The sequence below is a fragment of the Bacillota bacterium genome, assembly GCA_030019365.1.
GTDB lineage: Bacteria > Bacillota > Sulfobacillia > JACIYH01 > JACIYH01 > JACIYH01.
Genome location: JASEFA010000001.1, coordinates 429,325 through 455,821 on the forward strand (window position 1 = coordinate 429,325; position 26,497 = coordinate 455,821).

31 protein-coding genes are annotated in these 26,497 nt (G+C 69.4%); all 31 read right to left on the minus strand.

The window, feature by feature from the left end:
- Positions 1-35: 35 nt before the first annotated feature.
- The 31 genes from QME70_02025 to gcvT all read right to left on the minus strand — a co-directional run bounded on the left by QME70_02025 (position 36) and on the right by gcvT (position 26,259).
- Positions 36-920 carry a polyprenyl synthetase family protein gene (locus QME70_02025; protein ID MDI6893389.1) on the minus strand — a complete coding sequence of 295 codons (885 nt, stop codon included), beginning with the start codon at positions 918-920 and terminating at the stop codon, positions 36-38.
- The gene (xseB, locus tag QME70_02030) at positions 847-1,119 is read right to left on the minus strand and encodes an exodeoxyribonuclease VII small subunit (GenBank protein MDI6893390.1); all 273 of its coding nucleotides are present in this window, start codon (positions 1,117-1,119) and stop codon (positions 847-849) included. Before xseB ends, QME70_02025 begins: the two co-directional genes overlap by 74 nt.
- The gene (gene xseA, locus QME70_02035) at positions 1,116-2,369 is read right to left on the minus strand and encodes an exodeoxyribonuclease VII large subunit (protein MDI6893391.1); all 1,254 of its coding nucleotides are present in this window, start codon (positions 2,367-2,369) and stop codon (positions 1,116-1,118) included. Before xseA ends, xseB begins: the two co-directional genes overlap by 4 nt.
- Before the next feature lie 33 nt (positions 2,370-2,402).
- The gene (gene folD / locus QME70_02040) at positions 2,403-3,257 is read right to left on the minus strand and encodes a bifunctional methylenetetrahydrofolate dehydrogenase/methenyltetrahydrofolate cyclohydrolase FolD (GenBank protein MDI6893392.1); all 855 of its coding nucleotides are present in this window, start codon (positions 3,255-3,257) and stop codon (positions 2,403-2,405) included.
- A complete protein-coding gene (gltA, locus tag QME70_02045) occupies positions 3,254-4,654 on the minus strand; it encodes an NADPH-dependent glutamate synthase (GenBank protein MDI6893393.1) in 1,401 nt (466 codons plus the stop codon). Before gltA ends, folD begins: the two co-directional genes overlap by 4 nt.
- Positions 4,654-5,499, minus strand: coding sequence for a sulfide/dihydroorotate dehydrogenase-like FAD/NAD-binding protein (locus QME70_02050; GenBank protein MDI6893394.1), 846 nt, complete (start codon positions 5,497-5,499; stop codon positions 4,654-4,656). The genes gltA and QME70_02050 overlap by 1 nt, the downstream gene beginning before the upstream one ends.
- 62 nt (positions 5,500-5,561) lie before the next feature.
- Positions 5,562-6,686 (minus strand): O-sialoglycoprotein endopeptidase, encoded by a 1,125-nt coding sequence (locus QME70_02055; protein MDI6893395.1) that lies wholly within the window; start codon positions 6,684-6,686, stop codon positions 5,562-5,564.
- A gap of 1 nt (position 6,687) precedes the next feature.
- Positions 6,688-7,110 (minus strand): transcription antitermination factor NusB, encoded by a 423-nt coding sequence (gene nusB, locus QME70_02060; GenBank protein ID MDI6893396.1) that lies wholly within the window; start codon positions 7,108-7,110, stop codon positions 6,688-6,690.
- A gap of 10 nt (positions 7,111-7,120) precedes the next feature.
- The gene (locus QME70_02065; protein MDI6893397.1) at positions 7,121-7,357 is read right to left on the minus strand and encodes a DUF2273 domain-containing protein; all 237 of its coding nucleotides are present in this window, start codon (positions 7,355-7,357) and stop codon (positions 7,121-7,123) included.
- 22 nt (positions 7,358-7,379) lie between these two features.
- A complete protein-coding gene (gene amaP, locus QME70_02070; GenBank protein ID MDI6893398.1) occupies positions 7,380-7,916 on the minus strand; it encodes an alkaline shock response membrane anchor protein AmaP in 537 nt (178 codons plus the stop codon).
- Complete coding sequence (locus tag QME70_02075; protein MDI6893399.1) at positions 7,913-8,293, minus strand: Asp23/Gls24 family envelope stress response protein; 381 nt, start codon at positions 8,291-8,293, stop codon at positions 7,913-7,915. The genes amaP and QME70_02075 overlap by 4 nt, the downstream gene beginning before the upstream one ends.
- 51 nt (positions 8,294-8,344) lie before the next feature.
- Positions 8,345-9,685 (minus strand): acetyl-CoA carboxylase biotin carboxylase subunit, encoded by a 1,341-nt coding sequence (accC, locus tag QME70_02080; GenBank protein ID MDI6893400.1) that lies wholly within the window; start codon positions 9,683-9,685, stop codon positions 8,345-8,347.
- A 137-nt stretch (positions 9,686-9,822) separates the two neighbouring features.
- Positions 9,823-10,395 (minus strand): SpoIIIAH-like family protein, encoded by a 573-nt coding sequence (locus tag QME70_02085; GenBank protein ID MDI6893401.1) that lies wholly within the window; start codon positions 10,393-10,395, stop codon positions 9,823-9,825.
- A gap of 22 nt (positions 10,396-10,417) precedes the next feature.
- Positions 10,418-11,014: a stage III sporulation protein AG gene (locus QME70_02090; protein MDI6893402.1), complete on the minus strand. Its 597-nt coding sequence runs from the start codon at positions 11,012-11,014 to the stop codon at positions 10,418-10,420.
- 2 nt (positions 11,015-11,016) lie between these two features.
- Positions 11,017-11,547 (minus strand): stage III sporulation protein AF, encoded by a 531-nt coding sequence (locus QME70_02095; protein MDI6893403.1) that lies wholly within the window; start codon positions 11,545-11,547, stop codon positions 11,017-11,019.
- Between the two features lie 86 nt (positions 11,548-11,633).
- The gene (locus QME70_02100; protein ID MDI6893404.1) at positions 11,634-13,049 is read right to left on the minus strand and encodes a stage III sporulation protein AE; all 1,416 of its coding nucleotides are present in this window, start codon (positions 13,047-13,049) and stop codon (positions 11,634-11,636) included.
- Positions 13,050-13,084: 35 nt separating this feature from the next.
- A complete protein-coding gene (spoIIIAD, locus tag QME70_02105; GenBank protein MDI6893405.1) occupies positions 13,085-13,483 on the minus strand; it encodes a stage III sporulation protein AD in 399 nt (132 codons plus the stop codon).
- A gap of 14 nt (positions 13,484-13,497) precedes the next feature.
- Complete coding sequence (gene spoIIIAC / locus QME70_02110) at positions 13,498-13,692, minus strand: stage III sporulation protein AC (protein ID MDI6893406.1); 195 nt, start codon at positions 13,690-13,692, stop codon at positions 13,498-13,500.
- A gap of 22 nt (positions 13,693-13,714) precedes the next feature.
- Positions 13,715-14,230, minus strand: coding sequence for a stage III sporulation protein AB (locus QME70_02115; GenBank protein ID MDI6893407.1), 516 nt, complete (start codon positions 14,228-14,230; stop codon positions 13,715-13,717).
- 19 nt (positions 14,231-14,249) lie between these two features.
- Entirely contained in the window at positions 14,250-15,269 is a 1,020-nt protein-coding gene (gene spoIIIAA / locus QME70_02120) for a stage III sporulation protein AA (GenBank protein MDI6893408.1), read from the minus strand.
- A gap of 312 nt (positions 15,270-15,581) precedes the next feature.
- Complete coding sequence (locus QME70_02125; GenBank protein ID MDI6893409.1) at positions 15,582-15,986, minus strand: AraC family transcriptional regulator; 405 nt, start codon at positions 15,984-15,986, stop codon at positions 15,582-15,584.
- Positions 15,987-16,077: 91 nt separating this feature from the next.
- Positions 16,078-16,635 (minus strand): elongation factor P, encoded by a 558-nt coding sequence (gene efp, locus QME70_02130; GenBank protein MDI6893410.1) that lies wholly within the window; start codon positions 16,633-16,635, stop codon positions 16,078-16,080.
- 28 nt (positions 16,636-16,663) lie between these two features.
- Entirely contained in the window at positions 16,664-17,734 is a 1,071-nt protein-coding gene (locus QME70_02135) for a Xaa-Pro peptidase family protein (GenBank protein ID MDI6893411.1), read from the minus strand.
- Between the two features lie 43 nt (positions 17,735-17,777).
- On the minus strand, positions 17,778-19,175 hold the full coding sequence (gene lpdA, locus QME70_02140; GenBank protein ID MDI6893412.1) for a dihydrolipoyl dehydrogenase: 1,398 nt from the start codon (positions 19,173-19,175) through the stop codon (positions 17,778-17,780).
- Positions 19,168-19,995, minus strand: coding sequence for a biotin/lipoate A/B protein ligase family protein (locus tag QME70_02145; GenBank protein MDI6893413.1), 828 nt, complete (start codon positions 19,993-19,995; stop codon positions 19,168-19,170). The genes lpdA and QME70_02145 overlap by 8 nt, the downstream gene beginning before the upstream one ends.
- A complete protein-coding gene (locus tag QME70_02150) occupies positions 19,980-21,005 on the minus strand; it encodes a radical SAM protein (GenBank protein MDI6893414.1) in 1,026 nt (341 codons plus the stop codon). Before QME70_02150 ends, QME70_02145 begins: the two co-directional genes overlap by 16 nt.
- On the minus strand, positions 21,002-21,925 hold the full coding sequence (locus QME70_02155) for a radical SAM protein (protein ID MDI6893415.1): 924 nt from the start codon (positions 21,923-21,925) through the stop codon (positions 21,002-21,004). The genes QME70_02150 and QME70_02155 overlap by 4 nt, the downstream gene beginning before the upstream one ends.
- Positions 21,925-23,388, minus strand: coding sequence for an aminomethyl-transferring glycine dehydrogenase subunit GcvPB (gene gcvPB / locus QME70_02160; GenBank protein MDI6893416.1), 1,464 nt, complete (start codon positions 23,386-23,388; stop codon positions 21,925-21,927). The genes QME70_02155 and gcvPB overlap by 1 nt, the downstream gene beginning before the upstream one ends.
- Positions 23,385-24,761: an aminomethyl-transferring glycine dehydrogenase subunit GcvPA gene (gcvPA, locus tag QME70_02165; GenBank protein MDI6893417.1), complete on the minus strand. Its 1,377-nt coding sequence runs from the start codon at positions 24,759-24,761 to the stop codon at positions 23,385-23,387. The genes gcvPB and gcvPA overlap by 4 nt, the downstream gene beginning before the upstream one ends.
- On the minus strand, positions 24,761-25,150 hold the full coding sequence (gene gcvH / locus QME70_02170) for a glycine cleavage system protein GcvH (GenBank protein MDI6893418.1): 390 nt from the start codon (positions 25,148-25,150) through the stop codon (positions 24,761-24,763). Before gcvH ends, gcvPA begins: the two co-directional genes overlap by 1 nt.
- Positions 25,147-26,259 carry a glycine cleavage system aminomethyltransferase GcvT gene (gene gcvT / locus QME70_02175; GenBank protein MDI6893419.1) on the minus strand — a complete coding sequence of 371 codons (1,113 nt, stop codon included), beginning with the start codon at positions 26,257-26,259 and terminating at the stop codon, positions 25,147-25,149. Before gcvT ends, gcvH begins: the two co-directional genes overlap by 4 nt.
- Positions 26,260-26,497: the final 238 nt, after the last annotated feature.

The window sequence follows — 26,497 nt, forward strand, 5'->3', positions numbered from 1 at the left end:
GTGCATTCTCAATATAACACGACCCGGCTCGCCAATCAAATGGAGCGGCGGTATCCTGCCCCCGCTCGGGCGACCAGGTACGTCAGGGCGCCGCTCCTGTAGCCCAGTGACCGCACCAGGCGCAGGCAGGCTTGCCCTTCCTCGTCCGCCCGCCGTTCGGCCTCCTCCCGGCCCCATATGGCCGCAGCGTTCATCCCCGTTGCATCCTGCCCGGACGCCCAGTCGTCCAGGTCGTCCCGCATCTGGAAGGCCCGGCCCAGGTGCAGGCCGCAGCGGTCCAGGACCTCCATCGTTTGGGGGTCCGCACCGGCGAGCAGGCCACCCATGCGCAGGCAGGCCCGGAAGAGCGCTCCGGTCTTGGCGTCAGCCACGAAATCGTAGCTTTGCGGTGATGGTTCCCAAAGTAAGTCGCCCACCTGGCCGCCGGCCAGTCCCTGGGAGCCGCACGCCCGCGCCAGCTCTTCCACCAGTCGCCCTGCCAGATCGCCGGGGTAGGACGCCAGGACGCCGAAGGCCAGCGCGAGCAGGGCGTTGCCCGCCAGCAGGGCCACCGCCTGGCCGAAAACCCGGTGACAGGTGGGGCGCCCGCGGCGCAACTCGTCGTCGTCCATGCAGGGGAGGTCGTCGTGGACCAGGGAGTAGGAGTGGACCAGCTCCACGGCACATGCCCCCGCCAGGGCAGAGGCGGCCCGGTCTCCCAGGTGGGCGGCTGCCATTACCAGCAGGGGACGCAGGCGCTTCCCTCCCGGGAAAACGGCATAGCGCATGGCGGCATGGAGCTCCCGGGGCGGTAGTTCCTCGCGCGGCAGGAGCCGTGCCAGGTGCTCTTCCACCGCCGCCCGCCAGTCAGCGAGCAGGCGGGCCGCTTCCGGATTCTCCGGGCCCCGGTCCTCCGGGCCAGGGTTCTTCGTCCGGTTCACCATCTTCACCCTGTATGAGTTTTGCCATCCTGCCCTCCGCCTCGTCCAGGCGGCGCTGGCACACCCCGAGCAACCTGGTCCCTTCCTCGAAGAGACGCAGCGACTCCTCCAGGCCGGCGTTACCCTGCTCCAGGGCGCGCACGATCTGCTCGAGCTGGGCCAGGGCTTCTTCGAAACGGGGTTCGGGAGGCTGTTTCACCGTCCATCCCCCCCTGGGAGCTCCCGGGTGGCCTGCACCCGGCAGTCCATTTCTCCGTCCTTCAGCCTCACCACCACCTCATCGGGCACTGCCACCTCGTCCACGCTGGCCACCACCTGCCGCCCGGGCAGGCGGTAGCAGATGGCATACCCGCGACTCAGCACCGCCCGCGGGTCCAGAGCCGCCAGCTGCCCCGCGCATGCCTCCACCTTCAACCGCCGGGTACGGAGGTGGTTCCCCAGGGCCCGCTCCAACCTCTCCGCCAGGAGATCCACGGCCTGGCGACGCTGCCACACCACGTCGGCGGGGCGGGCCAGGCAGGGCCGGACCGCCAGCTCATCGAGCCGCTCTCTAAGGCGGGCCAGCTGCCCCGCCACGGCCACGCGCAGGCGGCTGCGCCAGCCGCTCAGGACCTCTTCCCACCGGGCCCGGTCGGGAACCACGATCTCGGCCGCGTGGGAGGGGGTGGCCGCCCGCACGTCCGCCACCAGGTCGGCGATGGTGACATCCGACTCGTGGCCCACCGCGGACACCACCGGGAGGGCGGACCGGGATATGGCCCGTGCCACCTCTTCCGTGTTGAAGGCCCACAGCTCTTCCATCGACCCGCCCCCGCGAGCCACGATGATCACCTCCGCCAGGCGGTACCGGTTCACCAGATCCAGGGCCGCCGCGATTTCCCCCGGTGCTTCCAGGCCCTGCACCTGGACGGGTACCAGGAGCAGGTCGAAGCGGGGGAACCGGCGGTGGGCAACCCGCACGATGTCCCGGATGACGGCGCCGGTGGGGGATGTGATCACCGCCACCCGGGCCGGTACCTGCGGGAGCGGCCGCTTACGTGCCGGTGCAAAGAGCCCCTCCTCCTCCAGGCGCCGGCGCAGCTCCTCCAGGGCCTGCCACAACGCCCCCAGTCCGTCCGGGTGCATCTCCTCCACATACAGCTGATAGATGCCGTCCCTTTCGAACACCCCGATGGAGCCCCGGCACAGCACGCTTATGCCGTTGGCTGGCGCAAAGACCAGACCCGCCACCCGGGACGAGAACATCACACATGCCAGGCGCGACTCCCCGTCCCGCAGGGAGAAATAGAGGTGGCCTCGCGAGTGGTGCTTGAAGTTGGCGATTTCCCCGCGCACCCAGGTGTCCTGCAGAGGGGCCTGTTCCTCGAGAACGTGTTTGATGTGGCGGGTGATTTCGCTCACCCGCCACACCTTCTCCTCCGGCCCCCGGGGAGCCAGCTTCCAGGTCATGAGCACACCCCGCCGGATGGCACCGCTCGACGGCTAGGCCAGGCCCGCCTGCCTCCTGGCCGCCTCCACCGTGTTCTTGAGCAGCATGGCGATGGTCATGGGGCCCACGCCGCCCGGCACCGGAGTAATGGCCGAGGCCACGTCGACCGCCGACTCGAAATCCACGTCGCCCACCAGCTTGCCGTCTTCGGGGTTGACGCCCACGTCGATGACCACCGCGCCCGGCTTGATCATGTCGCCCCGGACGGCCCGGGCTTTGCCCACGGCCACCACCAGCACGTCGGCGGCACGGGTCTCCGCCCCCAGGTCCTGCGTGCGGGAATGGCAGATGGTGACGGTGGCGTGTCGGGAGAGGAGCAGCAGGGCCACTGGCTTGCCCACGATGTTGGAACGGCCCACCACCACGGCCCGCTTACCCTTGAGGTCGACCCCGGTGTGCTCGAGCAGGTGCAGGATCCCCTGCGGCGTGCAGGGGACGAAGCACCTCTCGCCGATGAGGAGCCGCCCCTGGTTCACGGGGTGGAATCCGTCCACATCCTTTTCCGGGCTGATGGCGTCGAAGCAGCGCCGTTCGTCGATATGCCCGGGCACAGGATGCTGGAGCAGGATGCCCGAGATCTCCGGGCGGGCGTTGAGCTCGCCGATCAGGCGCAGCACCTCATGCTCCGGCGTGTCGGCGGGCAGGCGGTACACTTCCGAATGGATGCCGGCGTCCTTGCAGGCCCGTTCCTTGTTGCGCACATAGGTCTTGGAAGCCGGGTCTTCCCCCACCAGGATCACCGCCAGACCGGGCAGGATACCCCGCTCCTTGAGACCGGCCACTTCCGCGCGGACCTCGGCGCGCGCTGCCTCGGCGACGGCCTTGCCGTCGATGATGCGTGCACTCATCCCTGCTTCCCCCCTTCGGACAGATAGCGGTCGATGCCCGCGGCCGCCCGGCGTCCCGCTCCCATGGCCAGGATCACCGTGGCCGCCCCCGTCACGCTGTCGCCTCCAGCGAAGACCCCGGGCCGGGTGGTCATGCCGGTTTCCTCGTCGATGATGAGCCCTCCCCACCTGGTGGTCTGCAGGCCGGAGCTGGAACGGGAAACCAGGGGGTTGGGTGTGGTGCCGATGGCAATGACGACCGTGTCCACGTCCAGATGGTACTCACTGCCCGGAATGGGCACGGGGCGCCTGCGCCCGGAGGCATCCGGCTCCCCCAGCTCCATGCGCTGGCAGACCATCCCCTTCACCCAGCCCTTCTCGTCCCCCAGGATCTCAACGGGCGCGGTGAGCAGGTGGAACTCGATACCTTCCTCTTTGGCATGGTGGATTTCTTCGCGCCGGGCGGGCATCTCCTCCCAGGTACGGCGGTATACGATGTAGACCTTTTCGGGACCCAGGCGCAGGGCGCAGCGGGCTGCGTCCATGGCCACGTTCCCCGCCCCCACCACCGCCACCCGGCGGCCGCTCTTGACCGGGGTGTCATACTCGGGGAACAGGTACCCCTTCATGAGGTTGATGCGGGTCAGGAATTCGTTGGCCGAGTACACCCCGCACAGGTTCTCGCCCGGGATGCCCAGGAAGTTGGGGAGCCCCGCCCCCGTGCCCAGGAACACGGCCTGGTAGCCGTCGGCGAAGAGGTCGTCCACGGTAAGCGTCTTTCCCACCACCGCGTCCGTCCTGATCTCCACCCCCAGGGCGCGCAGCCCGTCGATCTCCGCCTGTACCACCGCCTTGGGCAGACGAAACTCGGGGATACCGTACATCAGGACCCCGCCGGGCACGTGCAGGGCTTCGAAGACGGTAACCTGGTATCCCTTCTGAGCCAGGTCGCTGGCGCAGGTGAGCCCGGCCGGTCCGGAGCCCACCACGGCCACCCTCTTGCCGTTGGGGGAAGGCTTCTCGGCCAGGCGGAGGCCCTGCTCGCGCGCCCAGTCGCCCAGGTACCGCTCCAGGCGTCCGATGGCGACCGGCTCGTTCTTCTTGCCCATCAGGCAGTACCTTTCGCACTGCTCCTCCTGCGGGCATACCCGCCCGCATATGGAAGGCAAGATGTTGGTCGACCAGATGCTGCGGTAGGCGCCCTCCACGTCACCGCCACGCAGCTTACCGATGAACTCCTTGATGCGGACGTTGACCGGGCACCCCTGCTCGCAGGTGGGATTCTTGCATTGCAGGCAGCGTTCCGCCTCCTCCTGCGCCAGTTCGGGGGTAAGGCCCAGCGCCACCTCCCGGAAGTTGCGGATGCGTTCCTCCGGGTGCTGCTCGGGCATGGGTACCTTGGTCTTGCGGAGCGGCATCAGGCCTCACCTCCACCGTGGCAGCTGCACTTCTCGTAGTGTTCCAGGGCCAGCTTCTGCTCGGCATCGTACATGTGACCCCGCCGCACCGCCAGGTCGAAGTCCACCTGGTGGGCGTCGAAGATGGGCCCGTCCACGCAGGCGAAGCGGGTCTGGCCGCCCACACTGACCCGGCACACCCCGCACATCCCCGTGCCGTCCACCATGATGGGGTCCAGGCTGACCAGGGTGCGGATACCGTGCGGCCTCGTCACCTCCGCCACCGCCCGCATCATCACCATGGGGCCGATGGCGATGACCTCGTCCAGATGCTCGCCCCGGGAGATGAGCGTCTGCAGGACATCGGTGACCATCCCCTGCATGCCCCGGGAGCCATCGTTGGTGGAGACCAGGTAGCGGTCGCTCACCGCCTGCAGTTCCTCCTCCAGGATCAGGAGCTCGGCGGTGCGGGCCCCGTTGATAGCGATCACCTGTACGTCCCGTTCGTGCAGGGCCCGGGCGATGGGGATGATGGGGGCCACCCCGAATCCGCCTCCCACCACGGCCACGGTGCCACCCTCCCGCAGGGGACAGGGCTGGCCCAGGGGACCCACCACGTCGGCGAGGGCATCACCATCGCCCAGGGCGATGAGTTCGCGGGTGCTCTTGCCCACCGCCTGGATGACGATGCTCAAGACCCCGTCCCGGCCGGCGTCCATGATGGTGAGCGGGATGCGCTCCGACTTCTCCCCCAGCCTGACGATGACAAACTGTCCCGGCCGGGCGTGCCGGCAGACCAGGGGAGCCTCAACTTCGAACAGCACGGTGACCGGCGTCAACACTCGCTTCTTCCGGATGCGAAACACCAATCCACCCCTCCCACGTCTGATGTTACACCCATCACAAGACCGGCGCAAAAAAGCGGGGGTCACCCGCCCCGATCCTCACCGCTATTCGACGCCTGCGGTGACAAGTCCTTTCCGCCCCAAACGCGCGCGAACTCCCACCAGCCCCACCTCCCCACTCCCACGGCGTTGTCGGTGCACAGGCCGGGGGGTGGGAAATGCAGCCGCACTCCCACTGCGGGGTGGCCCAGGCGATGGCACAATCGTTCCCGCACCAGGGTCGATGCCGCCACCCCGCCCACCACCAGCACGGCCTGTGGTTCACCAGCCTCCAGAGCGGCCAGGACCATCTTCTCGAGGGCCCTGGCCACGCAGAGCAGCGCCGCCCGCGCCACCTGGGCCGGAGGTGTCCCCTTCCCGATGAGGCGCATGGCGGCCGCCTCGGGCCCGGCGAAGCTGGGCCGGAAACCGCGCACCGTGACCGGGATGGCCACTTCGGGCCCGGCCGGCGGCCCCTTTCCGGGCAGACCCGCGCCCCTGCCCTTCTCTGCCGCCGGTTCCGGCTCGCCAGGCGCTTCGGCGGCCAGGCGGTCCAGGTACGGCCCGGCGGGAAAAGGGAGGCCCAGGGCCACGCCCACCCGGTCCAGGAACTGGCCGGCGTGCAGGTCCAGGCTGGTCCCCAGGGACGCGATCTCCCAGGGAGGCCCGCCCCGCAGGCGGACCAGCTCGGTCGTGCCCCCGGAAACGTGCAGGCCCAGAAGGGTATCCGGGAGGCGCGGGAGGTTCGGGGTGGTACCCGGGAGGCCAATCTCCCACCCGGCCGCCAGATGCCCTTCCTGGTGAGAAACCGCCACCAGGGGAACCCCCAGGGCGGCGGCCAGGCTGCGTGCGAACCCTTCGCCCACCCTGAATACCGGCAGGTAGGAATCCTGCGGGGGGCGAGGGCGGCTGCTGACCGCCACCGCCTGGACCTGCCACCCCGCGCGGCGGGCCCCGTCCATGGCCTGCTCCACCAGGGCGGGCAGGCGCACCAGGTGGGCGAACACCGCCTCCCCCTGCCGCAGGCCCCTCTCCCCCGGGGCAACCGGCAGGGGAACGCGCAGATCGAGCAGCCCACCTCCCCCGGGCCCTACCAGGGAACAGGACGTGGTGTAGCACGAGGTATCCAGGCCCAGGATCACCCGGCGGTCCACGGTGCCCGGGGCCACTTCACCCCGCCGGGGCGGGAACCCGCCCCAGCCGGCGCGCCAGCTCCCCCAGCACTCCGTTTATGAAGCGCGGGGATTCCTCGGTACCATAAAGCTTGGCCAGTTCCACCGCTTCATTGATGGTGGCGCTGGCGGGGATGTCCGCCCGGTGGAGCAGCTCGTAGGCGGCCAGCCGCAGGATGTTCCGGTCCACTCCGGGCATCCGGTTGACCTTCCATCCCTCGGAGCATTCGGAGAGCAGGCGGTCGATATCCTCCCGGTGGCAGGTCGATCCCGCCGCCAGCTCCCGGGCGAATTCAGCCGACCCCGCCGGCAGGCCTTCCCCCTCTATGGCCAGAGGCCACGCTTCCTCCAGGGTGTGCCTCCCCAGATCCATCTGGAAAAGCACCTTCAGCGCCACCTCACGGGCCTTGCGCCGCGCCACGGGACCAGGATCACGTCCTTCCCGGCGGCAGGTACTTCTCCAGGAGTTCCACCCAGCGCTCCTTGTCCTCGTCGATGCGTTTCCCGACGAAATACCCGGCCGCCGTACAAATGCAGATGAAGATCGCCCACAGAAAACCGTAATGGTGAACCACGAGGGCGAAGGCAAGTCCCACTGCGCCCCCGATCAGCCTTCCCTTGAAGGGACGGATTATATGCCACCCCTGCCGCAGCCACTCGGGAGCCATGCCCGCCACCTCGCCCCCGCCGTCATTCTACGCGGCGCCGCGGCTCGGTGCTGATGTTTTCCACCATCACCTGCACCTCGACCACCCCCACGCCCACCACGTCCCGGACGTACCGGTCCACCGCCTTCTGCACTTCCTCGGACACCTTGGGGATACTCACGTCCGGGCTAACGGTCAGGCGGAGGTGGACGGAAAGGCCTGCCGCCCCGTACCTCACCCATCCCCGTACATCACGCACTCCCACGCACTGCCTGGCCACCCGGCGCACCAGGTTCTCAACGGCCACCAGGGAGACGCTCACGTCCCCCATGGAGGTCTCATGCACCACGCTCCGCGATGTGCGCTGGCTGCGGACCCCCAGGGTGAGAAAGCGAACGGAGAAGGCGAAGAATATGACGCCCAATACTCCCAGCACCCAGCGGGACTGGGGGTCGCCCAGGCTGGCCTGCAACGCGGCCACCGGGCCCTGCCATCCCCAGGCCACCGCCACCACCACCAGCGATACCACCGCCAGGCAGAGGCTGTAAAAGGCCAGAAAGACCCTGTCCGCCAGACTCATGCCGGACCCCCCCGTTCACCTTTGCGCACCGGTGGGAACACCACTCCCTGGACGTGGATGTTAACTTCCACCACCTTGAGGTCGGTCATATCTTCTACGGCCTTCTTGACGACCTGCTGGACCCGCTGGGCCACTTCCGGGATGCGCACTCCGTACCTGACCACCAGGTAGAGGTCAACGGCGGCCTCCCGCTCACCCACTTCCACCCTGACCCCCCGGGGTACCCCCCTCCGGGCCAGGGCGGAACTCAGGTCCCCCACCAGCCCGGCGGAAAGGCCGGCCACTCCCTCTACCCCGGTGGCAGCGATGGCAGCCAGGGTGGCAACCGCCTCCTCCGAGACCCTGACGGTCGCTTCGGGCCTGTCCCCCTCGGCCACGGTTTCCCCCCTGTCCGGTCCCCGCGCCCCGCCTAATGATACCACACCGGGTCAGGGATCCGCACCCCGGTCCAGGTAGGTGGTACCCGCTTCACCCCGGCTGAAAACGGGGTCATCCAGCAGCCGCAGGTGCAGGGGGATGGTGGTACGTACCCCCTCCACCACGTATTCGTGCAGGGCCCGGCGGGCCCGGGCCACCGCCTCCCGGCGGTCCTGCCCCCATACCGTGAGCTTGGCCAGCAGGGAGTCGTAGTGGGGCGGGATCGTCCACCCCGGGTAGACCCCGTCATCCACCCGCACGCCCGGGCCCCCCGGGGGGCGGTAGGCGGTGAGAGACCCGGGACAGGGGAGGAAGTCCTGGTCGGGATCTTCGGCGCAGATGCGCATCTCCAGTGCCCACCCCCGGGGGCGCAAGGCCGCCTGGCCGAATCTCAGGCGCTCGCCCGCGGCTATCCGCAGTTGCTCCTGGACCAGGTCCACCCCCCAGACCATTTCCGTCACGGGATGCTCCACCTGGATGCGTGCGTTCACCTCCAGGAAGTAGCAGGCGCCTCCCGTCACCAGGAACTCCACGGTGCCAGCCCCCCGGTAACGGGCGGCGCGCATGATCCGGAGCGCCGCCCGGGCCAGGGTCCGGCGCATGCTCTCGTCGAGGGCGGGCGACGGGCACTCCTCCAGCACCTTCTGCCGCCGGCGCTGCAGGGAGCAATCCCGCTCGCCCAGGTGCACCATACTGCCGTAGCTGTCGGCCAGCACCTGCACCTCAATGTGACGCGGCTGCTCCAGATACTTCTCCAGGTACAGCTCGGGCGACCCGAATGCCGATCTGGCCTCCTGGGCCGCCAGCTCCCACCGCCGGCGCAGGCCGTCCTCGTCGCGCACCAGGCGGATGCCGCGCCCTCCCCCCCCGGCCAGCGCCTTCAGGAGCACCGGGTAACCCAAGCGGCGGGCAAGCCCGCAGGCTTCCTCCAGGGAAGCCAGCGGGTGGCTGCTCCCCGGTACCACGGGCACTCCCGCTCGCGCCGCCACTTCCCGGGCGGCGATCTTGTCTCCCAGCAGCCGCAGCGTGGCGGATGAAGGACCCACGAAAGCGATGCCCATGGCCTCGCACACCTGGGCGAAGGCAGGGTTTTCGGAAAGGAAGCCGTAGCCCGGGTGCACGGCATCACTCCCGGTATCTACCGCCGCCTGGATCAGACGGGGTATGTTGAGGTACGAGCGGAGGGCGGGCGGAGGGCCGATGGCAACCGCCTCGTCCGCGAGCTTCACGTGCAGGGAGTCAGTGTCAGCCTCCGAATAGACGGCCACCGTCTCCAGGTCCAGTTCACGGCAGGCGCGGATGACGCGGACCGCGATCTCGCCCCGGTTGGCGATGAGGACTCTGCGCACGATCCGACCTCGCTCTCGGGCAACGGGTGAGAAGTCTTTCGGCAAAACCGTCGCCATTCCTTGTCACCGGGCGAGGTCGACCGGTCCTACGGGTGTGCTGTCCGTTCCGGTACCAAGGGGCCGGTCCGGTCCGGTACTGGCTACCGGGTGCTTCCACCGCTCGCCACCGGGGCCACGATGGCCACCTGCTCGGGCCGGCACCCTGTCACCCGGCACACGGCATCGGCGATACGGGTGGCGTCTGGTCCCTGCAAGGGATCGGGTACAACCACCGTCACCGCACCTTCCCGCACATACGCCAGCACGTCCCGGTACCCCTTGGACCTCAGGATACCTTCGATCTCCACTTCCTTTCCCATGGCGGCGATGATAGCCAGGATCTGCTCCTGGGCCCGGGTCCTGACATCCGGTGCCGTGTCGCGGGAGGACACCATTCTCTCCAGGAGTTCTATCTGCTGGCTGCGCACCCGCTCCCGCTCCATGCGGGCCTCGGCCAGGGAGCCGCCGGGCTCAAAGGGCGCCATAACCTCCGTGCTCTCCGGAGGCGGCGGGTTGGCCCCCGGCACCTGGGTGGCCCCGAGCCGCGGCCCGTGGCCCCGTGTGCGCAGGTATACCGCACCCGCGGCCAGCAGGGCGAGCAGGAAGAGCAGCACCAGGAACCTCAGCAGCTCCTTTCTCCCCAATGCGGCAAAGGTCACCGGCCGGCCGGACATCGTTCATCCCCCCTCGTGCACCTTAACGGCTGGGTACTACCTGCACCCGGTGGGCGGGCAGACCGAGAAGGGTCTGCACGGCCCGGGCCAGCATCTCGCAGACACGGGGATCGCGCGCCCCCGACGCCACCACCAGCACCCCGGCGATTTCCGGTGCCTCCTGCCGCGATACCACGGGCTGGTCCTGCCCTCCGGGCCGGGCCATGACCGCCTGTACGCTCTCCTGCTTCTCCTCAGTGACCCGGAGGGCACCCCCCGGCTCCTTTTCTTCGGTACGACGGGTGGTGCGGGACACGTCCTGGACCACATCCTGCCTGGGGCCGGAGCGGTAAGTGATGCTCACGGCCACCTGGCCGGCACCCGCTATGCGAGAAAGCACCGTCTCCAGGCTCTCTGGGGTGACTTCTCCGCGGGCGGCCACGGGAGCCATGACTTCGGTGTCCCGGCCGGCGGGGATAGGCGGTTGCGACCGCCGCTGCCCCAGCCATGAGCCCGCCAGTATGAGGATCAACCCCACCACGCCCGCCAGTACCAACCAGGGACTGGGTCGAGTGCCCTGCCCCCAGAGTCTCCACATGGGTGACCCGCTTCCGTGCGCCGATTCCATGCCCCTGCGCAATGCTATCCCTCCCCCACGCTGACGCGGTCCCGGGGTATGCCCAGGTACCGGGCAACCGTGTCCCCCAGGCGTTCCCCCTCTCCGGGGGCCAGGGATCCGGCGCGGGATCGCACCCGGACCCGGACCCCGGTGATTTCGAGGCCCTCGAGCAGCACCTCCACCCGGGCTGCGGAGACGGTGCCGGAACTGACCAGGAGGTCCCGCACCGCCGCAGCTACCCGCTCTCGGAAGGCCTCCTGCACCTGGCGGTCGCGCGCAAGCTGGACCTCATGGGCGAGATTGCCCGGCAGCGTGCCGCCCGCAAGAGCGGATGCGGTGCGGGCGGCCGCCGACCCGGCCCGGGAGACGGCGGGAGCGGGGCCACCTGCGGTCAACCAGGCCAGTACAGGCTCCAGTACGGCCAGCACCAGGATCATGCCCGCCACCAGCCTCAGGTACTGGCGGAAAGTGGACCGGGGCAGGAGCAACTCCACGCTCAGGATGAGGAGCAGCAGCAGGACTATGTTCCGCAACCAGCCCCATAGCGCCGCCATGGTCCCCTTCCCCCTTCCCCGTTCGCCCGGTCCGTCTCCCCCCGTCCGCCCCGGCACCCCGGCGGGCGGTTGCCGGCCTTCCTGCCTCAGACGGTGCGCGCCGCTCCCACCAGCATGGCGATGCACACCAGGAAGCTGAGGGCTACCATCCCCACAATCACCCCCAGCCAGCCCAGGGCGGCAGCTATCCCCCGCAGGCAGCCGGCCAGCTGGCCCGCGTCCAGCACCGCCACCAGGGCTCCCGCCAGGCGGTAGCACAGCATGAGGAGCACGATCTTGACCAGGGGTAGCATGATCACGCCCAATATGGCAAGCGCACCCGCCCATCCCAGGCCGGTCATGACCAGGCGCGTGGAGGCGAAAACCACCTCGGTGGCGTCGGAGAACATCTTACCTACCACCGGCACGAAGGTGCCCGAGAGGAACTTGGTGGTGCGCACCAGGACTCCGTCCAGGGCCCGGCCGGCGGCGTTTTGCACCACCGCCACACCCAGGAATGCGGCCATACTCAGGCCCACCGTCCACACGCTGCCCTGCCTGAGAAGGGTGCTCAGCCCCTCCAGCCGTCGCTTCTCTCCCAGGCCATCCACCAGCTCCACCAGGGCAGAACTGAAGAGGAGGGGCATGGCCACGCCCACCCCCAGCAACCCGGCTCCATTCACGGCCAGCATCAGGGCGGGGTGGAGCAGCCCGGCGCTGGCCGGCGTTCCGCTGGCTACGGTGAGGGCCAGAAAGGGTGGGATGAGGGCCAGCATGAGTGCCACCAGGCGATTCAGGACCAGCCTCGCGGCGGCAAAGGCAGTTACGAAAGCCGAAATGGCCACCCCCGCGAAAGCCAGGAAAGCCACCAGATGAGCCACTCTGGCCACCTGCCCGCCTCCGCAGGCCTCACCCAGCTGGACCAGCACCCCTGCCACCAGCGCCAGCAGCACCAGCTTCCCCAGAAGGGACAGGGTGGCGGGCACCTCCCCCCACAGCACCTGGGTCAGTCGCCGGCCCAGGGCAGGCAGGTCGACCATAATGCCCCCTTCCCTCAATCGCGAGACGATGGCCGGCACGTCCAGCGCCCCGGGCCTGCCCAGCTCCCTTTCGATCTCCCGGAGCATCTGGTCCAGCTGCAGAGACCGGGCCGCCTCCCACTGCTCCCGGGCTCCCCCCACGAGGTCGGGGCGGTCCTGCCCGGCTACCGGGCTACCAGTCCCTCCGGGTGCGGGGGAACCGGCTTCTCGGGTGACGGGGGAATCGCCCTCTCCGGCCGCCAGGACCGTCCCCCCGCCCGGCGGAGTCGCACCCGCCGGCCCCGGGATCGCCACGGCAAGGAGCAGGGCGAGGGCAAGGGCGAGGGCCCCGACCCGGAGGGCCGCCGCCCTCGCCACCGGTGCGCGCTGGCCGTGGCCTGCCCCCCGCCGGCACCCCGTCCCCCGCCGGCACCCCGTCCCCCGCCGGCTTCCCCGGCGTTGTCGTTCCCGCTGGCCTCCGCTCTGCCGCCCCCACGTCACCATGAACTGGCCCCCCGGGCGTACCTTTTCTGAACCCATCAGCGACTGGCCAGGGGGATGGCGGCCAGGATGGCGTCGGCGAGGGCCCGCACAATGGGTATGGCCAGGATGAGGATGATGATCTTGCCCGCCATCTCCACCTTGGTTGCCATGGCTCCCTCCCCGGCATCCCGGCACACCTGGCTCCCCAGCTCCGCCAGGTAAGCTATCCCCATTACGCGCAACAGGATCTGTACGTAGGTATCCCTGACCCCCGCCCGGGCTGCCAGCTCCTGCAGCAGGTCGATGGCCTGCCAGATCCGGTCCACCAGGAAGAAGAGGATGGCTGCGGCCGCGGCCAGGGAAAGCATCACCGCCATGTCCGGGCGCTGCTGGCGCAACACCACCAGGATGACGGTGACGACCAGGGCAAATCCCACCACCTGCACCAGTTCCACCAGGTACCCTCTCACTACAGTCGAAACATGGTGCGGACGGTCTCGAAGAGGCGGACCACCAGTTGGATGACCATCATGAGCACCACCACCACGCCGGCCAGGGCCACCAGCTGTCCCTGCTCCTCCTTGCCCGCCTGCTTGAGGACGGTGTAGAGGACGGATACCAGGATGCCCACCCCGGCTATCTTGAAGATCAGTTCCACGTCCACCTTTCCGCCTCCCCGCACCCTCTCACCACAGGGCCAGCAGCAGGGCCAGGGGCACCAGGATCCCCAGGTAGCGGTACAGTTTCCCCTGTCGCTCCGCTTCTTCCCGGGCGCTCTGTTCCCGCGTCGCCAGCCGTTCGCGCGTCAGGGCTATGTGCCGCGCCTGATCGGCCCTTCCGCTCGTGCCCAGGGTGACACCGAGACCCCGGAGCACCTCCAGGTCAGCTACCGTCAGGCAGAGCGGGGTGCGTGCGCAGGCTTCCTCCCAGGCCTGGCTGGCGGTGCAACCGCTCCCGTCGGACAGACGGCCTGCGGCGTGCCCCAGGAGGTCGGCCACGGAGGGACCGGCCACCTGGGCCGACCGTTCCAGGGCCACGGGCAGGGGAGTAGCCCCCACGGCCACTTCCCTCTCCAGAACCCGCAGGGCGAGACCCAGGGAGCCGAGCTCTTTCACCCTCTGGCCCAGGCGGGCGGCGAACTGCCACCCCGTTCCCGCCCCGGCGAGAAGGAGCAGCACCGCCCCCAGCAACTTAACCCCCACCTTGTCCCCCCTGCCTGCATCATATGGCCCGGCCCCTGGTGATATGCCCTGGCCCCAGCGGTCCCGGGGGCAGCGGGCGCCGCAGCAGGTTTTCCCCGCGGGCCGACCAGACTGCCTCGGTAGTCCCCGGGCCCAGCCGCCGGCTGAGCAGGACCACCAGGGGAAAGGTCCCCCGGGCCAGCAGGCCGCCCAGGTGGGGCCGGGACCTGGCCTCCTCCAGCGAGGAAGCATGGGCGGTGGCGAGGACATCCACCCCGGCGTGCAGGGCCTCTTCGACCGCGGCCACGTCGGCCGCACCTCCCAGTTCGTCGGTGGCCACCACCCGCGGTGACATGGCCCGCACCGCCATCATCAACCCGGCCGCCTTGGGCGCACCGTCCAGGACATCCGTACGCAGGCCTACATAGCGCTGCGGTTCCCCGTTCCAGCACCCGGCCACTTCGGAACGCTCGTCCACCAGGCAAACCTTTATCCCCGGAAATCCCAGGGCGGGGAGGCCGTCGGAAAGCTGGCGTACCGCGTCCCGCAGCACGGTGGTCTTTCCTCCCAGGGGGGCCGACAGGATGAGGGCTCCCCTCACCGCACCCTCGCCCACCAGGAAAGGCATGATGGGGTCCGCCGCCCCCCGTACTTCCCGGCAGACGCGGAAGCTGAGCGAGGATATGTCGACGAGGCGGGCGATGCGCCCGCCTTCCAGCACCGCCCGCCCGCAAAAGCCCACCCGGTGTCCGCCGGACACCGTCACATACCCCTGGGATAGCTGTTCTTCTACAGCGTAAAGGGAGCCCTGGAACAGAAGCTGCAGTGCGGCCTCCAGGTCCGCCCGGTTCACCCGGTACGCTTCGTCGGGGCTCGCGGCGAGGCGGCCGTCGGGGCACACGAAGGTTTCCCGGCCGTCACTCCCCACGGCCAGCGGGCAACCGATCCGCAACCGGATCTCTTCCAGACGCGCTACCATAGTGGGTGCCAGGCGTTCCAGCGCTGCACGCACCGGTCCGGCCACGAAAGGTAACAGATCTTCCTGCCAGGTTCGCCCCACGTCCCCTCCCCCCGGTCCTGAGGAACGCACCACCGGGGGCGCCGACAGCGTGCGGTCACCCGCGTCTCTCAGGCCACCTCCACCGTATTCCTCTTTCCCCAGATTATGCTAGAAAGGTTTGAGCCCCGCTGCCCGGGAGCTTCCTTGGGGGGCCCTAGAAGTTCCGGGGCTGGTGCGGGGCTCGCTGCTATAGTTTCCCACGGGCGGGAGATCTATGCGCGCCAGCGGCCAGGGCGTGATCCGTACCGACCGACCGGGCCTTCATGGGTCCGGCGGCCGGGGCCCGCTACGCGCACCCGCGGTGCTGGGCCGTCAGCGGCGCTCGGGGGGTCCTTCTTCTTCTTCGTCCTCCTCGTCGCGGTAGATCAGCTCACCGCAGTTGGGGCAGCGCAACTGCATGGGCCCCTCTTCCCCCAGCTCCTCCTCGGCGTAGGAGACCGTCTCCCCACAGTGGGGGCACTGCACCTCGAAGAACTCCTCTTCGCCCTCCTCGGTTTCCGCCACCCGCTCCTCGAGCTCGGCCACGTCCTCGTCCAGATCCTCCAGGTACTCTTCCTGTTCGTCGACCCGCCCGCGCAGGCTCTCCACTTCCTCGGCAAACTCGCCCAGCACGTCGAGGATGGCCTTGAGCAGCCGGCCTTCCTTGGATTCGGCCTCCAGGTTCAGGCCCTCCGCCAGTCCCTTCAGGTAAGCCACCCGGGAGCTCAGGTCGCCCACCGGCCCCACCTCCTTCCGCGGGCCCCCACCGGCCCGCAACCTCGTCCCGCCCCGGCACAAGCGGCACGGGGCCAGAGCAGAACCCCGACCGTCACACGCGCTCCAGGTACTGGTGGGTGCGCGTGTCCACCCGGATCACGTCCCCCACCTCCACGAAAAGGGGAACCTTTACCGTGGCCCCTGTCTCCAGCCGGGCCGGTTTGGTGCCTCCGGTGGCAGTATCCCCCTTCAGGCCCGGCTCCGTCTCCACCACTTCCAGCTCCACGAAGTTGGGCAGCTCCACCCCGATGGGGGTGCCCTCGTGCATGAGCACGTACACGGTGCAGTTTTCCTTCATGTACAGGGTGGCGTCACCCAGCCGGCTCCTATCCAGTTGGATCTGGTCGTACGTCCCGGTGTCCATGAAGAAATACTGGTCCCCCATACCGTAAAGATACTGCATCTCCCGCCGCTCCACATGGGCCTGGGGGAAGCGTTCGCCGGCGGCAAAGGTCCGGTCCAGCACGGCCCCGGTCTTTATGTTCTTGAGCCGGGTCCTCACGAAAGCCGAGCCCTTGCCGGGCTTGACGTGCTGGGCCTCCACCACCATCCAGATCTCCCCGTCCACCTCTACCGTGATCCCGGGCCTGAAGTCGTTGGTCGAAATCACCCTCCGTTACCCCCCGCTTCCCCTGGCGTTACAGTTCGATGAGCCGTTTTTCCGCCCGGGACAGGATCTCGCAACCTTCCTCCCGCACCACCACCAGGTCTTCGATGCGGACGCCCCCCCAGTCGGGTATGTATACCCCGGGTTCCACTGTTACCACCATGCCCGGCTCCAGGACGGGTTCGTCCGGCCCGGCCGCCTGGGGAGAAAGGCGGGGCGCCTCATGCACCTCCAGGCCCACCCCGTGACCCAGGCCGTGACCGAAGTGGTCGGCGTGGCCCGCCTCCGCGATCACCCGGCGCGCCTCCGCATCCACCTCCGAGCCCCGGCGGCCCGCCCGCAGGGCGGCGAGGCCGGCCTTCTGGGCCCGGGCCACCACTTCGTACACCTTTCTCTGCTCCTCGTCCGCCCTGCCCACCACCACGGTGCGGGTGAGGTCGGAACAATACCCGTCGACCGCGCAGCCCAGGTCCATGGTGACGAAACCCCCGGCCTCGATGCGGCGGGACGAAGCCCGCCCGTGGGGCAGGGCGGAACGGGGGCCGGAGGCCACGATGATGTCGAAGGCGGGCCCGGCGGCGCCCGCCCTGCGCATATGATACTCCAGTTCCAGGGCCACCTCCTCCTCCCGCACCCCGGGACGGATCACTGACAGGATGTGGGCGAAGGCGTCGTCGGCCAGGGCGGCCGCCCGCCTGATGGCCCCGATCTCCCCCTCGTCCTTGGTCATACGCAGCTTCTCCACCAGCCCACTCTGCCCCACCAGTTCCGGCCCCAGTCCGGCCAGCGTCTCGTACTGGGTGTAACTTGTGTGGTCCTTCTCGAAACCCAGCCGGCAGATACCCTGTTCCCGGAACAGCTCGCCCAGGGCCTCGCTGAGCTTCCCCTTCTGGGGATATAGCTCCCAGTCCGGGGCCTGCTGGCGGGCCTGCTCGTAGTAGCGGAAGTCGGTGACCAGCCAGCACCGCTCCGGGGAGACGAGTAGTACCCCGGAGGACCCCGTGAAACCGGAAAGGTAGCGGCGATTGGCATTCCCCGTCACCAGGAAGTACTCGATCTGTTGCCCCGCTATACCCTGCCTCAAAGCCTGCAACCGCGTCAAGGCTCCACCCCCCTCCCAGCTTTCCATACCCGGGTGCCGACGCTCAGCGCAGCCTGACCAGGTGGATGGACTGCCCGGCCGCCCCCTCGGCGGCTTCCATCACGGCTTCCGCCAGGGTAGGGTGGGCGTGGGCGATTTCCGCCACCTCTCGGGCGGTGGCCCCCATCTTGATGGCCACCGCGCCCTCGTGAATCAATACGTCGGCGCCGGACCCCAGGATGTGCAGGCCCAGCACCTTACCGGTGCCCTCCTCGACCACCATCTTCACCAGTCCTTCGGCTTCGCCCAGGGCCTGGGCGCGCCCGTTGGCCGCGTACGGGAAGCGCGCCACCTTCACGCCATGTCCCGCCTCACGGGCCGCCCTTTCCGTGAGACCCACGCCCGCGATCTCAGGCAGGGAGAAGACGCAGTAGGGGGCGCTGCGGTAGTCCATCTCTCGTCTTTCGCCCAGGATGTTGTCCACCGCCACCAGGCCTTCCGCCGAGGCCACCGAGGCCAGAAAGGTGCGTCCCACCACGTCGCCGATGGCCCACACGCCCGGCACGCCCGTGGCCATGTCGGGCCCCACCTTGATGCCCTTGCGGTCGTACTTCACCCCCAGGGTGTCCAGGTCCAGGCCGCCCAAGTCGGGCACCCTGCCCATGGCCACCAGGATGCGCTCGGCGTCGAAGTGGGTCTCCCGACCTTCCTTGTCTTGGGCCACCAGGCGGCGCCCGCCGTCGCGTTCCACGATCCGTTGCACGTAAATGCCCGTGTGCACGGTGATCCCCTGCCGGCGCAGGATGGCCATCATGCGACGGGACAGTTCCTCGTCCACGGGGGGCAGGATGAGGGGGGATCGCTTCACCATGTCCACCTTGCACCCCAGGGCCCGGTAGAGACAGGCGAACTCGACCCCCAGCACGCCGCCCCCGATGATCACCATGCTCTCCGGGATGTGGTCGGGGTCCAGGGCATCGTCGGAAGACATGCACAGGCGGAGGTCCTCGGGCGGCACGGGCGGCTGTTCCGGCGCCGACCCGGTGGCGATGATCACCTGCCGGCCCGACAGGACCTCCGTACCGCCCCCCGGCACGTCCACCTCCACCACCCCGGGGCTGCTCACGCGGGCCGTCCCCCTGACCAGCGTCACCCCCCAGGAGGAGAAGAGCCGCTCCACCCCGTCCACCAGCTGCTTCACCACCCGGGAACGGCGCTCCTTGATGCGGGGAAGGTCGATCTCGGGGGCGGACACCTTCACCCCGAATTCCGCCGCCCGCCGCGCCAGCTCCAGCACCTCGGCCGATCGCACCAGCGCCTTGGTGGGGATGCAGCCGCGGTTGAGACAGGTCCCCCCCACCTCCCGCCGCTCCACCACGGCCACGCGGGCTCCCTTCTGTGCCGCCCGGATGGCGGCCACGTAACCACCCGGACCGCTACCGATCACCACTATGTCATACACCGGCTGCGCCCTCCCTTTGCAGTTTGCCCAGCACGTTCCATTCCCAGGTCGCGTATTTCTCCTCCCGCAGCCTGGCCGCCTCCTCCTGCTCGTGGGCAGTGAGACCGCGTTCTTCGAGTTCCAGGCCCAGGGCCCGCCGGAATCCCTCCGCCAGGGCGTCGCACACCCCGGTGAAGGTGACCCCACGCCCCAGGTCACACAGGCCGGCGGCACGGGCGCTCAGGTCCTCCTCCAGGCGGGCCCGCCAGCCGGCAGGCAGCCGAAGGAGGCCAACCAGTTGCACGGGCGAGAACTCCAGCGGCACGGAACCGTGCTGCAGGAGCACCCCCTGCCTGCGCACCTGGGCGCTGCCCACCACCTTCCTGCCCTCCACGACCAGTTCGTACCAGGAAGGTGTGTCGAAGCAGGCCGCCGAGCGCAGCCCCGCCCGGGGAGGCCCCTCCTGTACCTCGGCCTGCAGCCCGAGCAGGCGCAATCCCTCCACCAGGCCGGCGCTCAGACACCGGTAGGTTTCCACCACGCTCCCGGGGAGGAGAGCCGTGGATATCACCACGCTGTAGGTGACCTCGCGGTCGTGCAGAACCGCCCGCCCGCCCGTGGGCCGCCTCACCACGTCCACCCCGGCGCGGCGGCAGCCTTCCAGGTCCACCTCCCGCTCCACCTTCTGGGCGTAACCGAGGGACAGGGCGGGCGGTCGCCAGCCGTAAAGACGCAGGGTGGGGGGAACCCGTCCCCGGCCGTGGGCCAGCATGATGGCCTCGTCCGTGGCCATGTTCGTGGCGCCGTCGTGGTATCCGTCCCGGATCAGGCGCCAGCGCACGCCCCGCTACCCCCTGTCGTGCCCCCGCCACACCCGGCACCCTGGACGGACGCCTCCAGGGACGACAGCAGGCGGTGCACCTCCCGCTCCGCCTGCCCGGGGTCGAGGGGATGGGGGTAGTTGTAGGGCACGGGCTGGCCGGGGCGCTCGTTGTAGTAGGGACGGTTGCAGTCCGGGCAGCCCGTGGTGCGGAAGGCCTCGCCGTCCGCCAGGGCGGCCTGCAGGCGGGCGGGCCAGAAACGGGGTCCGAAACCGGTGAGCCTGCCCCCGGCAAAGGTGAACTCGTCCGCCCGCGCCAGGCCCCGGCCGATGAGGCAGTGGGCAGCCTGCACCCGCCGGTACCCCTCCAGGGAGGGAGGCGGGTGATGGGCCAGGCGGGTCCCCGCCACCGGGGTGAAGGCGAACAGGCCCACCCGCACCCCCAGCTGCGCCAGGCGGTCGATGAGCAGGGCCATTTCCTCCTCGGTTTCCCCCACTCCCATGATGAGATGGGTCCCCACGCGTCCGGGGAAGGCCCGCGCCGCTTTCTCCAGGTGGGCAAGCGCTGCCGCGAACGATCCCCCCTTGACGCGCTCGTACGCCTGGGGCGAAGCGGCGTCCAGGGGAAGGGTCACCCCATCCGCCCCCGCCCGCAGGAGAGCCTCGGCCACCTTCAGGGAGGGCAGGAAGCAGGAAACGCACACGGGGAGCCCCGCAGCGGCCAGCTCCCCCACCAGGGGGACGAGGTCCACCATCTCCCGCGGGGACCCCGGCTCCACCACCTGCACGCACACCCGCCGCACGCCCGAACCAGGCAGGCGGCAGAGTACCTCCTCAGCGGGGAAGGCCGGCCAGGTGACGCGCGAGAGCAGGTCCGCCCGGCTGTCCGACCCCCGGGCCTGGGCACAAAAGGCGCAGTCGCGGCGGCACTTCTCCCCCCACATGAGGTAGGCCGTGGTGGGGGGATGGGGTTGCCTGATCGTACGCAGACCGAGTACCTGGGCGGTTCCCAGCGACACCCTCAGCCTCATCCCGGCCTCGCCACCCGTGAGCCCCATGCCGGCTTCGCCACCATCCCCAGGGCGCAGCATTCCCGCGTTTCCACCAGGGATAGCCCGCGGGCGACCGCCTCCCGGCGGGCGGAAGGTGCCGGCATGACGATGCGGTTTACCCCCGCCGCCACCGCCAGGGGATCGAGCCGTTGCCGGTAAGCACCCTTCGGCCTCATACATCCCAGGGCGATCTCCGCCCCGGGCAGCCGCGTGCGGGCGTAGGCCACTACCGCCGCCACCTCCTCGGGGTCGGGGGGAGCGCAACCCTCATAGCGGGTGCCGGGGGTGGGCGTGAACACCAGGAACACCACCGCTGCGGGCTCGAGCTCCACCAGCACTTCGATGGCCTCCCACTCCCCCACGATCCGCCCGCCCCGCAACCCCACGCATATGTGGGGGACCACCGGCAGGTAGCGGGCCAGGGCCCGGTAGGTGCGCAGGTATTCCTCCGGACCGGCCTCCAGTCCGCTCACCTCGCGCACGGTGGGGGCGTGCGCCACCCAGTCCAGGGAGGCCAACGTCCCGTGGGGGGCCAGGAGCCGGGCTTCCTCCTCCCCCACCAGGCCGGTGTGGAGGTTGAGGCGGGCACCCGTGGCCCGCAGCCGCGCCAGCAATTCCAGGTTGCCGGACAGGGGTACCCTCCCCTGCCAGTCGCACCCCCCGCTCACCAGGTAGCTGGGGGCCTCGGGCACGGGAACGTCCCCGGGGCCCCGCATCCCCTTCAGGTAGTGTCCGCCGCAGTGGGCACAGTCCAGGGCACAGGCCGTCCCTGTCACGCTGACCGGCACCGTGTCCCGGGGGCGATCCACCGCCAGCACAGGCGGGAAGCCCTCCCGTACCTCCCAGGCCCGCCCGAGGGCACCGGTGACCCGCGCCGGGACCAGGGCTGGGAAGGGCATCAGGCTCCGCGCCTCCAGCGCAGCACGGGACGGCGGGCCGCCCCCGCCTCGTCCAGCCGCCCCACGGGAGTGGTGTGGGGCGCCGTCTTCACCTTTTCCGCATCCCGCTCCGCCTCTTCGGCGATCTTCCCCAGGGCCGCGACGAAGTAATCCAGGGCCTCCTGGCTCTCCGTCTCGGTGGGCTCCACCATGAGGGCCTCGTCCACGATGAGCGGGAAGTACACCGTGGGCGGGTGCACGCCGTAGTCCAGCAGCCGCTTGGCGATGTCCAGGGTCTTCACACCGGTACGGTCCTTGATGCGGCGCGGGTTGACAACGAACTCGTGCTTGCAGTGGCGGTCGTAGGGCAGGTCGTACCACTCGAGCAGCCTGCGCATGACGTAGTTGGCGTTGAGCACGGCGTTCTCGGACACCCGCTTGAGGCCCTGACCCCCCAGGGCGCGGATATAGGCATATGCCTTCACCGCCACCCCGAAGTTACCGTAGAACGCCTTCATCTGCCCGATACTGAGGGGCCGGTCGCACTCCAGGAAGTAGCGTTCGCCGTCGAACCCCACCGCGGGCACGGGCAGGAAGGGGATGAGCTTCTCCTTCACCCCCACCGGGCCCGACCCGGGACCGCCGCCCCCGTGGGGCGTGGAGAAGGTCTTGTGGAGGTTGAAGTGCACCACGTCGAAGCCCATGTCGCCCGGCCGCGAGTAGCCCATGATGGCGTTGGCATTGGCCCCGTCGTAGTACAGGAGCCCCCCCCTGTCGTGGACCATGCGGGCGATGCGCACGATGTTCTCGTCGAATAGCCCCAGGGTGTTGGGGTTGGTGAGCATCAGGGCCGCCACCCGCTCGTCCAGCACCTTCTCCAGCTCACCCACGTCCACCCCGCCCCGGGAGTCCGACTTGACCTCCACGATTCGGCACCCGGTCATGGCCGCCGAGGCCGGGTTGGTGCCGTGGGCGGAGTCCGGGATGATGATCTTGTCCCGGTTCATCTCCCCCCGGTGCCGGTGGTAGGCCCGGATGAGGAGCAGGCCGGTGAGCTCCCCGTGGGCGCCGGCGGCCGGCTGCAGGGACACCTTGTCCACCCCGCCGATCTCGGCCAGGTACTGCTGCAACTCGTACATGAGCTGCAGGGCCCCCTGCACCAGCTCCTCCGGCTGGTAGGGATGGAGCCAGGCGAACCCGGGGAGGCGTGCCGCCCACTCGTTCACCTTGGGGCTGTACTTCATGGTGCAGGACCCCAGGGGGTAAAAGCCGATGTCCACCCCGTGGTTGAGCTGGCTCAGGCGGGTGTAGTGCCTGACCACGTCCACCTCGGAGACCTCCGGCAGGTCGGGCTCGCCCTCCCGCAGGAGCTGCTCGGGTAGGAGCGACCGGATGTCTCCCTCTGGCACGTCACAGGCGGGGAGGGAATATGCTCTCCGTCCCGGCGAACTCAGCTCGAATATGAGAGGTTCCGGGCCTTTCATGCGCATCCCTCCAGTACTTTGGCCAGGGCGTCGATCTGGGCCCTGCTCCGCTTCTCGGTGACCGCCACCAAGAGGCAGTCCTCCAGTTCCGGATAGAAGCGGCCCAGGGCCACGCCCGGCAGGATACCCCTCGCTGTCCCCCGCTTCACCAGTTCGGCGGGCGGGCAGGGGCAGCGCACGGCGAACTCCATGAAGAAGGGCGCCCCGAAGGCCGGCGCAAACCCGGGGACGGCTGCGACGGCATCCCGGGCGTAGTGCGCCTTCTTCAGGCACAGTTCGGCCACCTCGCGGATGCCGCGCTTCCCCATCATGGCCAGGTATACGGTGGCCGCCAGGGCGTTGAGGGCCTCGTTGGAGCAGATGTTGGAGGTGGCCTTCTCCCGCCGGATGTGCTGCTCGCGGGTCTGCAGGGTGAGCACGAACCCCCGCTGCCCGCGGGAGTCCACGGTGGCGCCCACGACCCGTCCCGGCAGCCGCCGCACCAGCTTCTCGGTGACGGCGAAGTAGCCGAAGGTGGGTCCCCCGAAGGAGGGGACGTTGCCCAGCGCCTGCCCATCACCCACCGCCATGTCCGCCCCGTAGCTGCCGGGCGGAGCCAAAAGGCCCAGGCTGATGGGGGAAGTGGCCACCACGAAGAGGCCGCCCCGGCCGTGGATGGCTCGTGCCATGTCGGCGACCGGCTCCAGGCAGCCGAAGAAGTTGGGATGCTGCACCAGCAGGCACGCGGGCTCGTCGCCGGAAGCGCGTTCGCCACTTGCGGCGCGTTCACCGGCCAGGACCCGTTCCAGGGCCTCCCGGTCGGTGACGCCGTCCCGGTAGGGCACCTCTGTCACCTTCAGGTCGGCCCCGGCGGCATAGGTGTGCAGCACCCGCCGGTACTCGGGGTGCACCGTGGATGACACCACGATGTGGCGCCGGCCCGTGGTGCTGCAGGAGATCAGCCCCGCCTCCGCCAGGGCAGTGGCCCCGTCGTAGTGGGAGGCCTGGGAGACGTCCATCCCCGTGAGTTCGCAGATCATGGTCTGGTATTCGAAGATGGACTGCAGCACCGCCTGGCTGACCTCGGGCTGGTACGGCGTGTAGGCGGTGTAGAATTCCGAACGCGAGATGACGTGGTCGACCACGGCCGGGATGTAGTGGTCGTACATGCCCGCCCCCGCGAAGCACACCAGGCGCCCCAGGTGGGCGTTCTTGTCGGAAAGCTCCAGCATATGCTGCTGGAGTTCCAGCTCCGCCATGGGCTCCGGCAGCCGCAGGGGGCGGTCAAGCCGGGCCTCCGGAGGGATGTCGGCGAAGAGCTCCTCGGGCGACCCCACCCCGATGGCCCGCAACATCGCCTCCCGGTTGCGGTCCGTGTTGGGGATGAAGTCCATCAGTGCGCCTCCTCCTCGCAGTGCTTCTCGTAGGCGGCCACGTCCATGAGGTTGTTCAGTTCCGCGGGGTCGGACATGCGGATGACCACCATCCAGCCTTCCCCGTGGGGGTCCTGGTTGAGGGTCTCCGGCTTGTCGGCCAGGGTGTCGTTGATTTCCACCACCTCGCCACTGACGGGGGCGTAGCAGTCCGAGACCGCCTTGACCGACTCCACCACGCCGAAGGCTTCACCCTGCTTGACCTGGCGGCCCACCTCCGGCAGCTCCACGAACACGATGTCTCCCAGGTGCTCCTGGGCGTAATTGGTGATGCCCACCCGCGCCAGGTCGCCCTCCACCTTCGCCCACTCGTGGGTCTTGGCGTAACGGAACTCCTTCGGATACATCACTTCTCCCTCCTCCTGTAGAACGGGGTCCTCACCACGCGGGCATCCACGCCCCTGCCCCGGATCTCCACCTGCACCTCGGTGCCCACTTCGGCGAGCCCCGGCGGCACGAAGGCCAGGGCCAGGTTCCTGTCCAGGGTGGGCGAGTACGACCCGGTGGTGACGTACCCCACCTTCCCGCCATCCTTCAGCACGGGGTACCCCGTGCGGGCGATGCCCCGGCCCACCATCTCCAGGCCGGCGAGCTTCTTGCGCAGGCCGGTGCGCTTCTCCTCAAGCAGGGGCTCCCGGCCCACGAAGTCGCCCTTGTCGAACTTCACGTACTTGCCCAGCCCCGCCTCCAGCGGAGTGGTGTCGTCGTCCATCTCCTGCCCGTAGAGGGGCATGGTCGCCTCGAAGCGCAGGGTGTCCCGGCAACCCAGCCCGCAGGGCCACAGCCCCTGCTCGTCGCCCTCCTCCAGCAGGGTGTCCCACAGGCCCGGGGCCTCCTCGGGCGAGCAGAAGATCTCGAACCCATCCTCCCCCGTGTACCCGGTGCGGGAGACCATGCACTTCACCCCGGCCACGTCCACGTCCTGCAGGCACCAGTAGTAGCGGATGGCGGAGAGGTCCGTCCTGGTCAGCCTGCCCAGGATGGCCTCCGAGTTGGGCCCCTGCAGGGCCAGCTCCGCCACCTGGGCCGACACGTTGTCCACGTTCGCACCCGGGAAGCGGCCTGCCAGTTCCTTCACCCAGCTGTAGTCCTTCTCGATGTTGCCGGCGTTGATCACCACGAAATAACGGTTCTCACCCAGGCGGTACACCAGCAGGTCGTCCACCACCCCGCCCCGTTGATCGCACATGGGCGAGTACCGCACCTGGTTCACCGCCATGGTGGACATGTCGTTGGTGAGGGCGTACTGCAAGAGCTCGAGGGCCTGCGGGCCCCTTATGTCCAGCTCGCCCATGTCCGACACGTCGAACAGCCCTGCCGCCCGCCGCACCTGGTGGTGCTCCTCGATGATGCTGCGGAACTGCACGGGCAGCGCCCACCCCGCGAAGTCGATGATCCTGCCGCCGTACTTGAGATGGTTGCCGTAGAGCGGCGTCTTCTTCAGCTCCTCCGTGCCCACAATCGGCACCCTCCTTTCTGCCCGGGAATCCCCCGCCTCCGGAAACCATGTCCCCGGGGTGTCCCGTCCCCGTCATGTCGGGCGGCGGGGATCCCCCGCTCCTGCGCCGCGGTACCACCCCTCCCCTCCCTGCTCCCCTTCTGGGCACGCCCTCACCTTCCGCTGCCGCCGCGCGCTCCGCTTGGGGAGCACCCTCTCGTGCCGCCGACTGTATCCTCCCCGAAAAGAGCAACAGGAG

Excerpts from the sequence above, each read along its gene's own strand:
- xseA (MDI6893391.1), bottom strand. The coding sequence starts at position 2,369 with ATGACCTGGAAGCTGGCTCCCCGGGGGCCGGAGGAGAAGGTGTGGCGG.
- QME70_02150 (MDI6893414.1), bottom strand. The coding sequence starts at position 21,005 with ATGAGGCTGAGGGTGTCGCTGGGAACCGCCCAGGTACTCGGTCTGCGT.
- amaP (MDI6893398.1), bottom strand. The coding sequence starts at position 7,916 with ATGAGTCTGGCGGACAGGGTCTTTCTGGCCTTTTACAGCCTCTGCCTG.
- QME70_02155 (MDI6893415.1), bottom strand. The coding sequence starts at position 21,925 with ATGCCCTTCCCAGCCCTGGTCCCGGCGCGGGTCACCGGTGCCCTCGGG.
- QME70_02065 (MDI6893397.1), bottom strand. The coding sequence starts at position 7,357 with ATGGCTCCCGAGTGGCTGCGGCAGGGGTGGCATATAATCCGTCCCTTC.
- gcvPA (MDI6893417.1), bottom strand. The coding sequence starts at position 24,761 with ATGGACTTCATCCCCAACACGGACCGCAACCGGGAGGCGATGTTGCGG.
- QME70_02085 (MDI6893401.1), bottom strand. The coding sequence starts at position 10,395 with ATGTCCGGCCGGCCGGTGACCTTTGCCGCATTGGGGAGAAAGGAGCTG.
- gcvPB (MDI6893416.1), bottom strand. The coding sequence starts at position 23,388 with ATGAAAGGCCCGGAACCTCTCATATTCGAGCTGAGTTCGCCGGGACGG.
- folD (MDI6893392.1), bottom strand. The coding sequence starts at position 3,257 with ATGAGTGCACGCATCATCGACGGCAAGGCCGTCGCCGAGGCAGCGCGC.
- gltA (MDI6893393.1), bottom strand. The coding sequence starts at position 4,654 with ATGCCGCTCCGCAAGACCAAGGTACCCATGCCCGAGCAGCACCCGGAG.
- QME70_02095 (MDI6893403.1), bottom strand. The coding sequence starts at position 11,547 with ATGGCGGCGCTATGGGGCTGGTTGCGGAACATAGTCCTGCTGCTGCTC.
- QME70_02100 (MDI6893404.1), bottom strand. The coding sequence starts at position 13,049 with ATGGTGACGTGGGGGCGGCAGAGCGGAGGCCAGCGGGAACGACAACGC.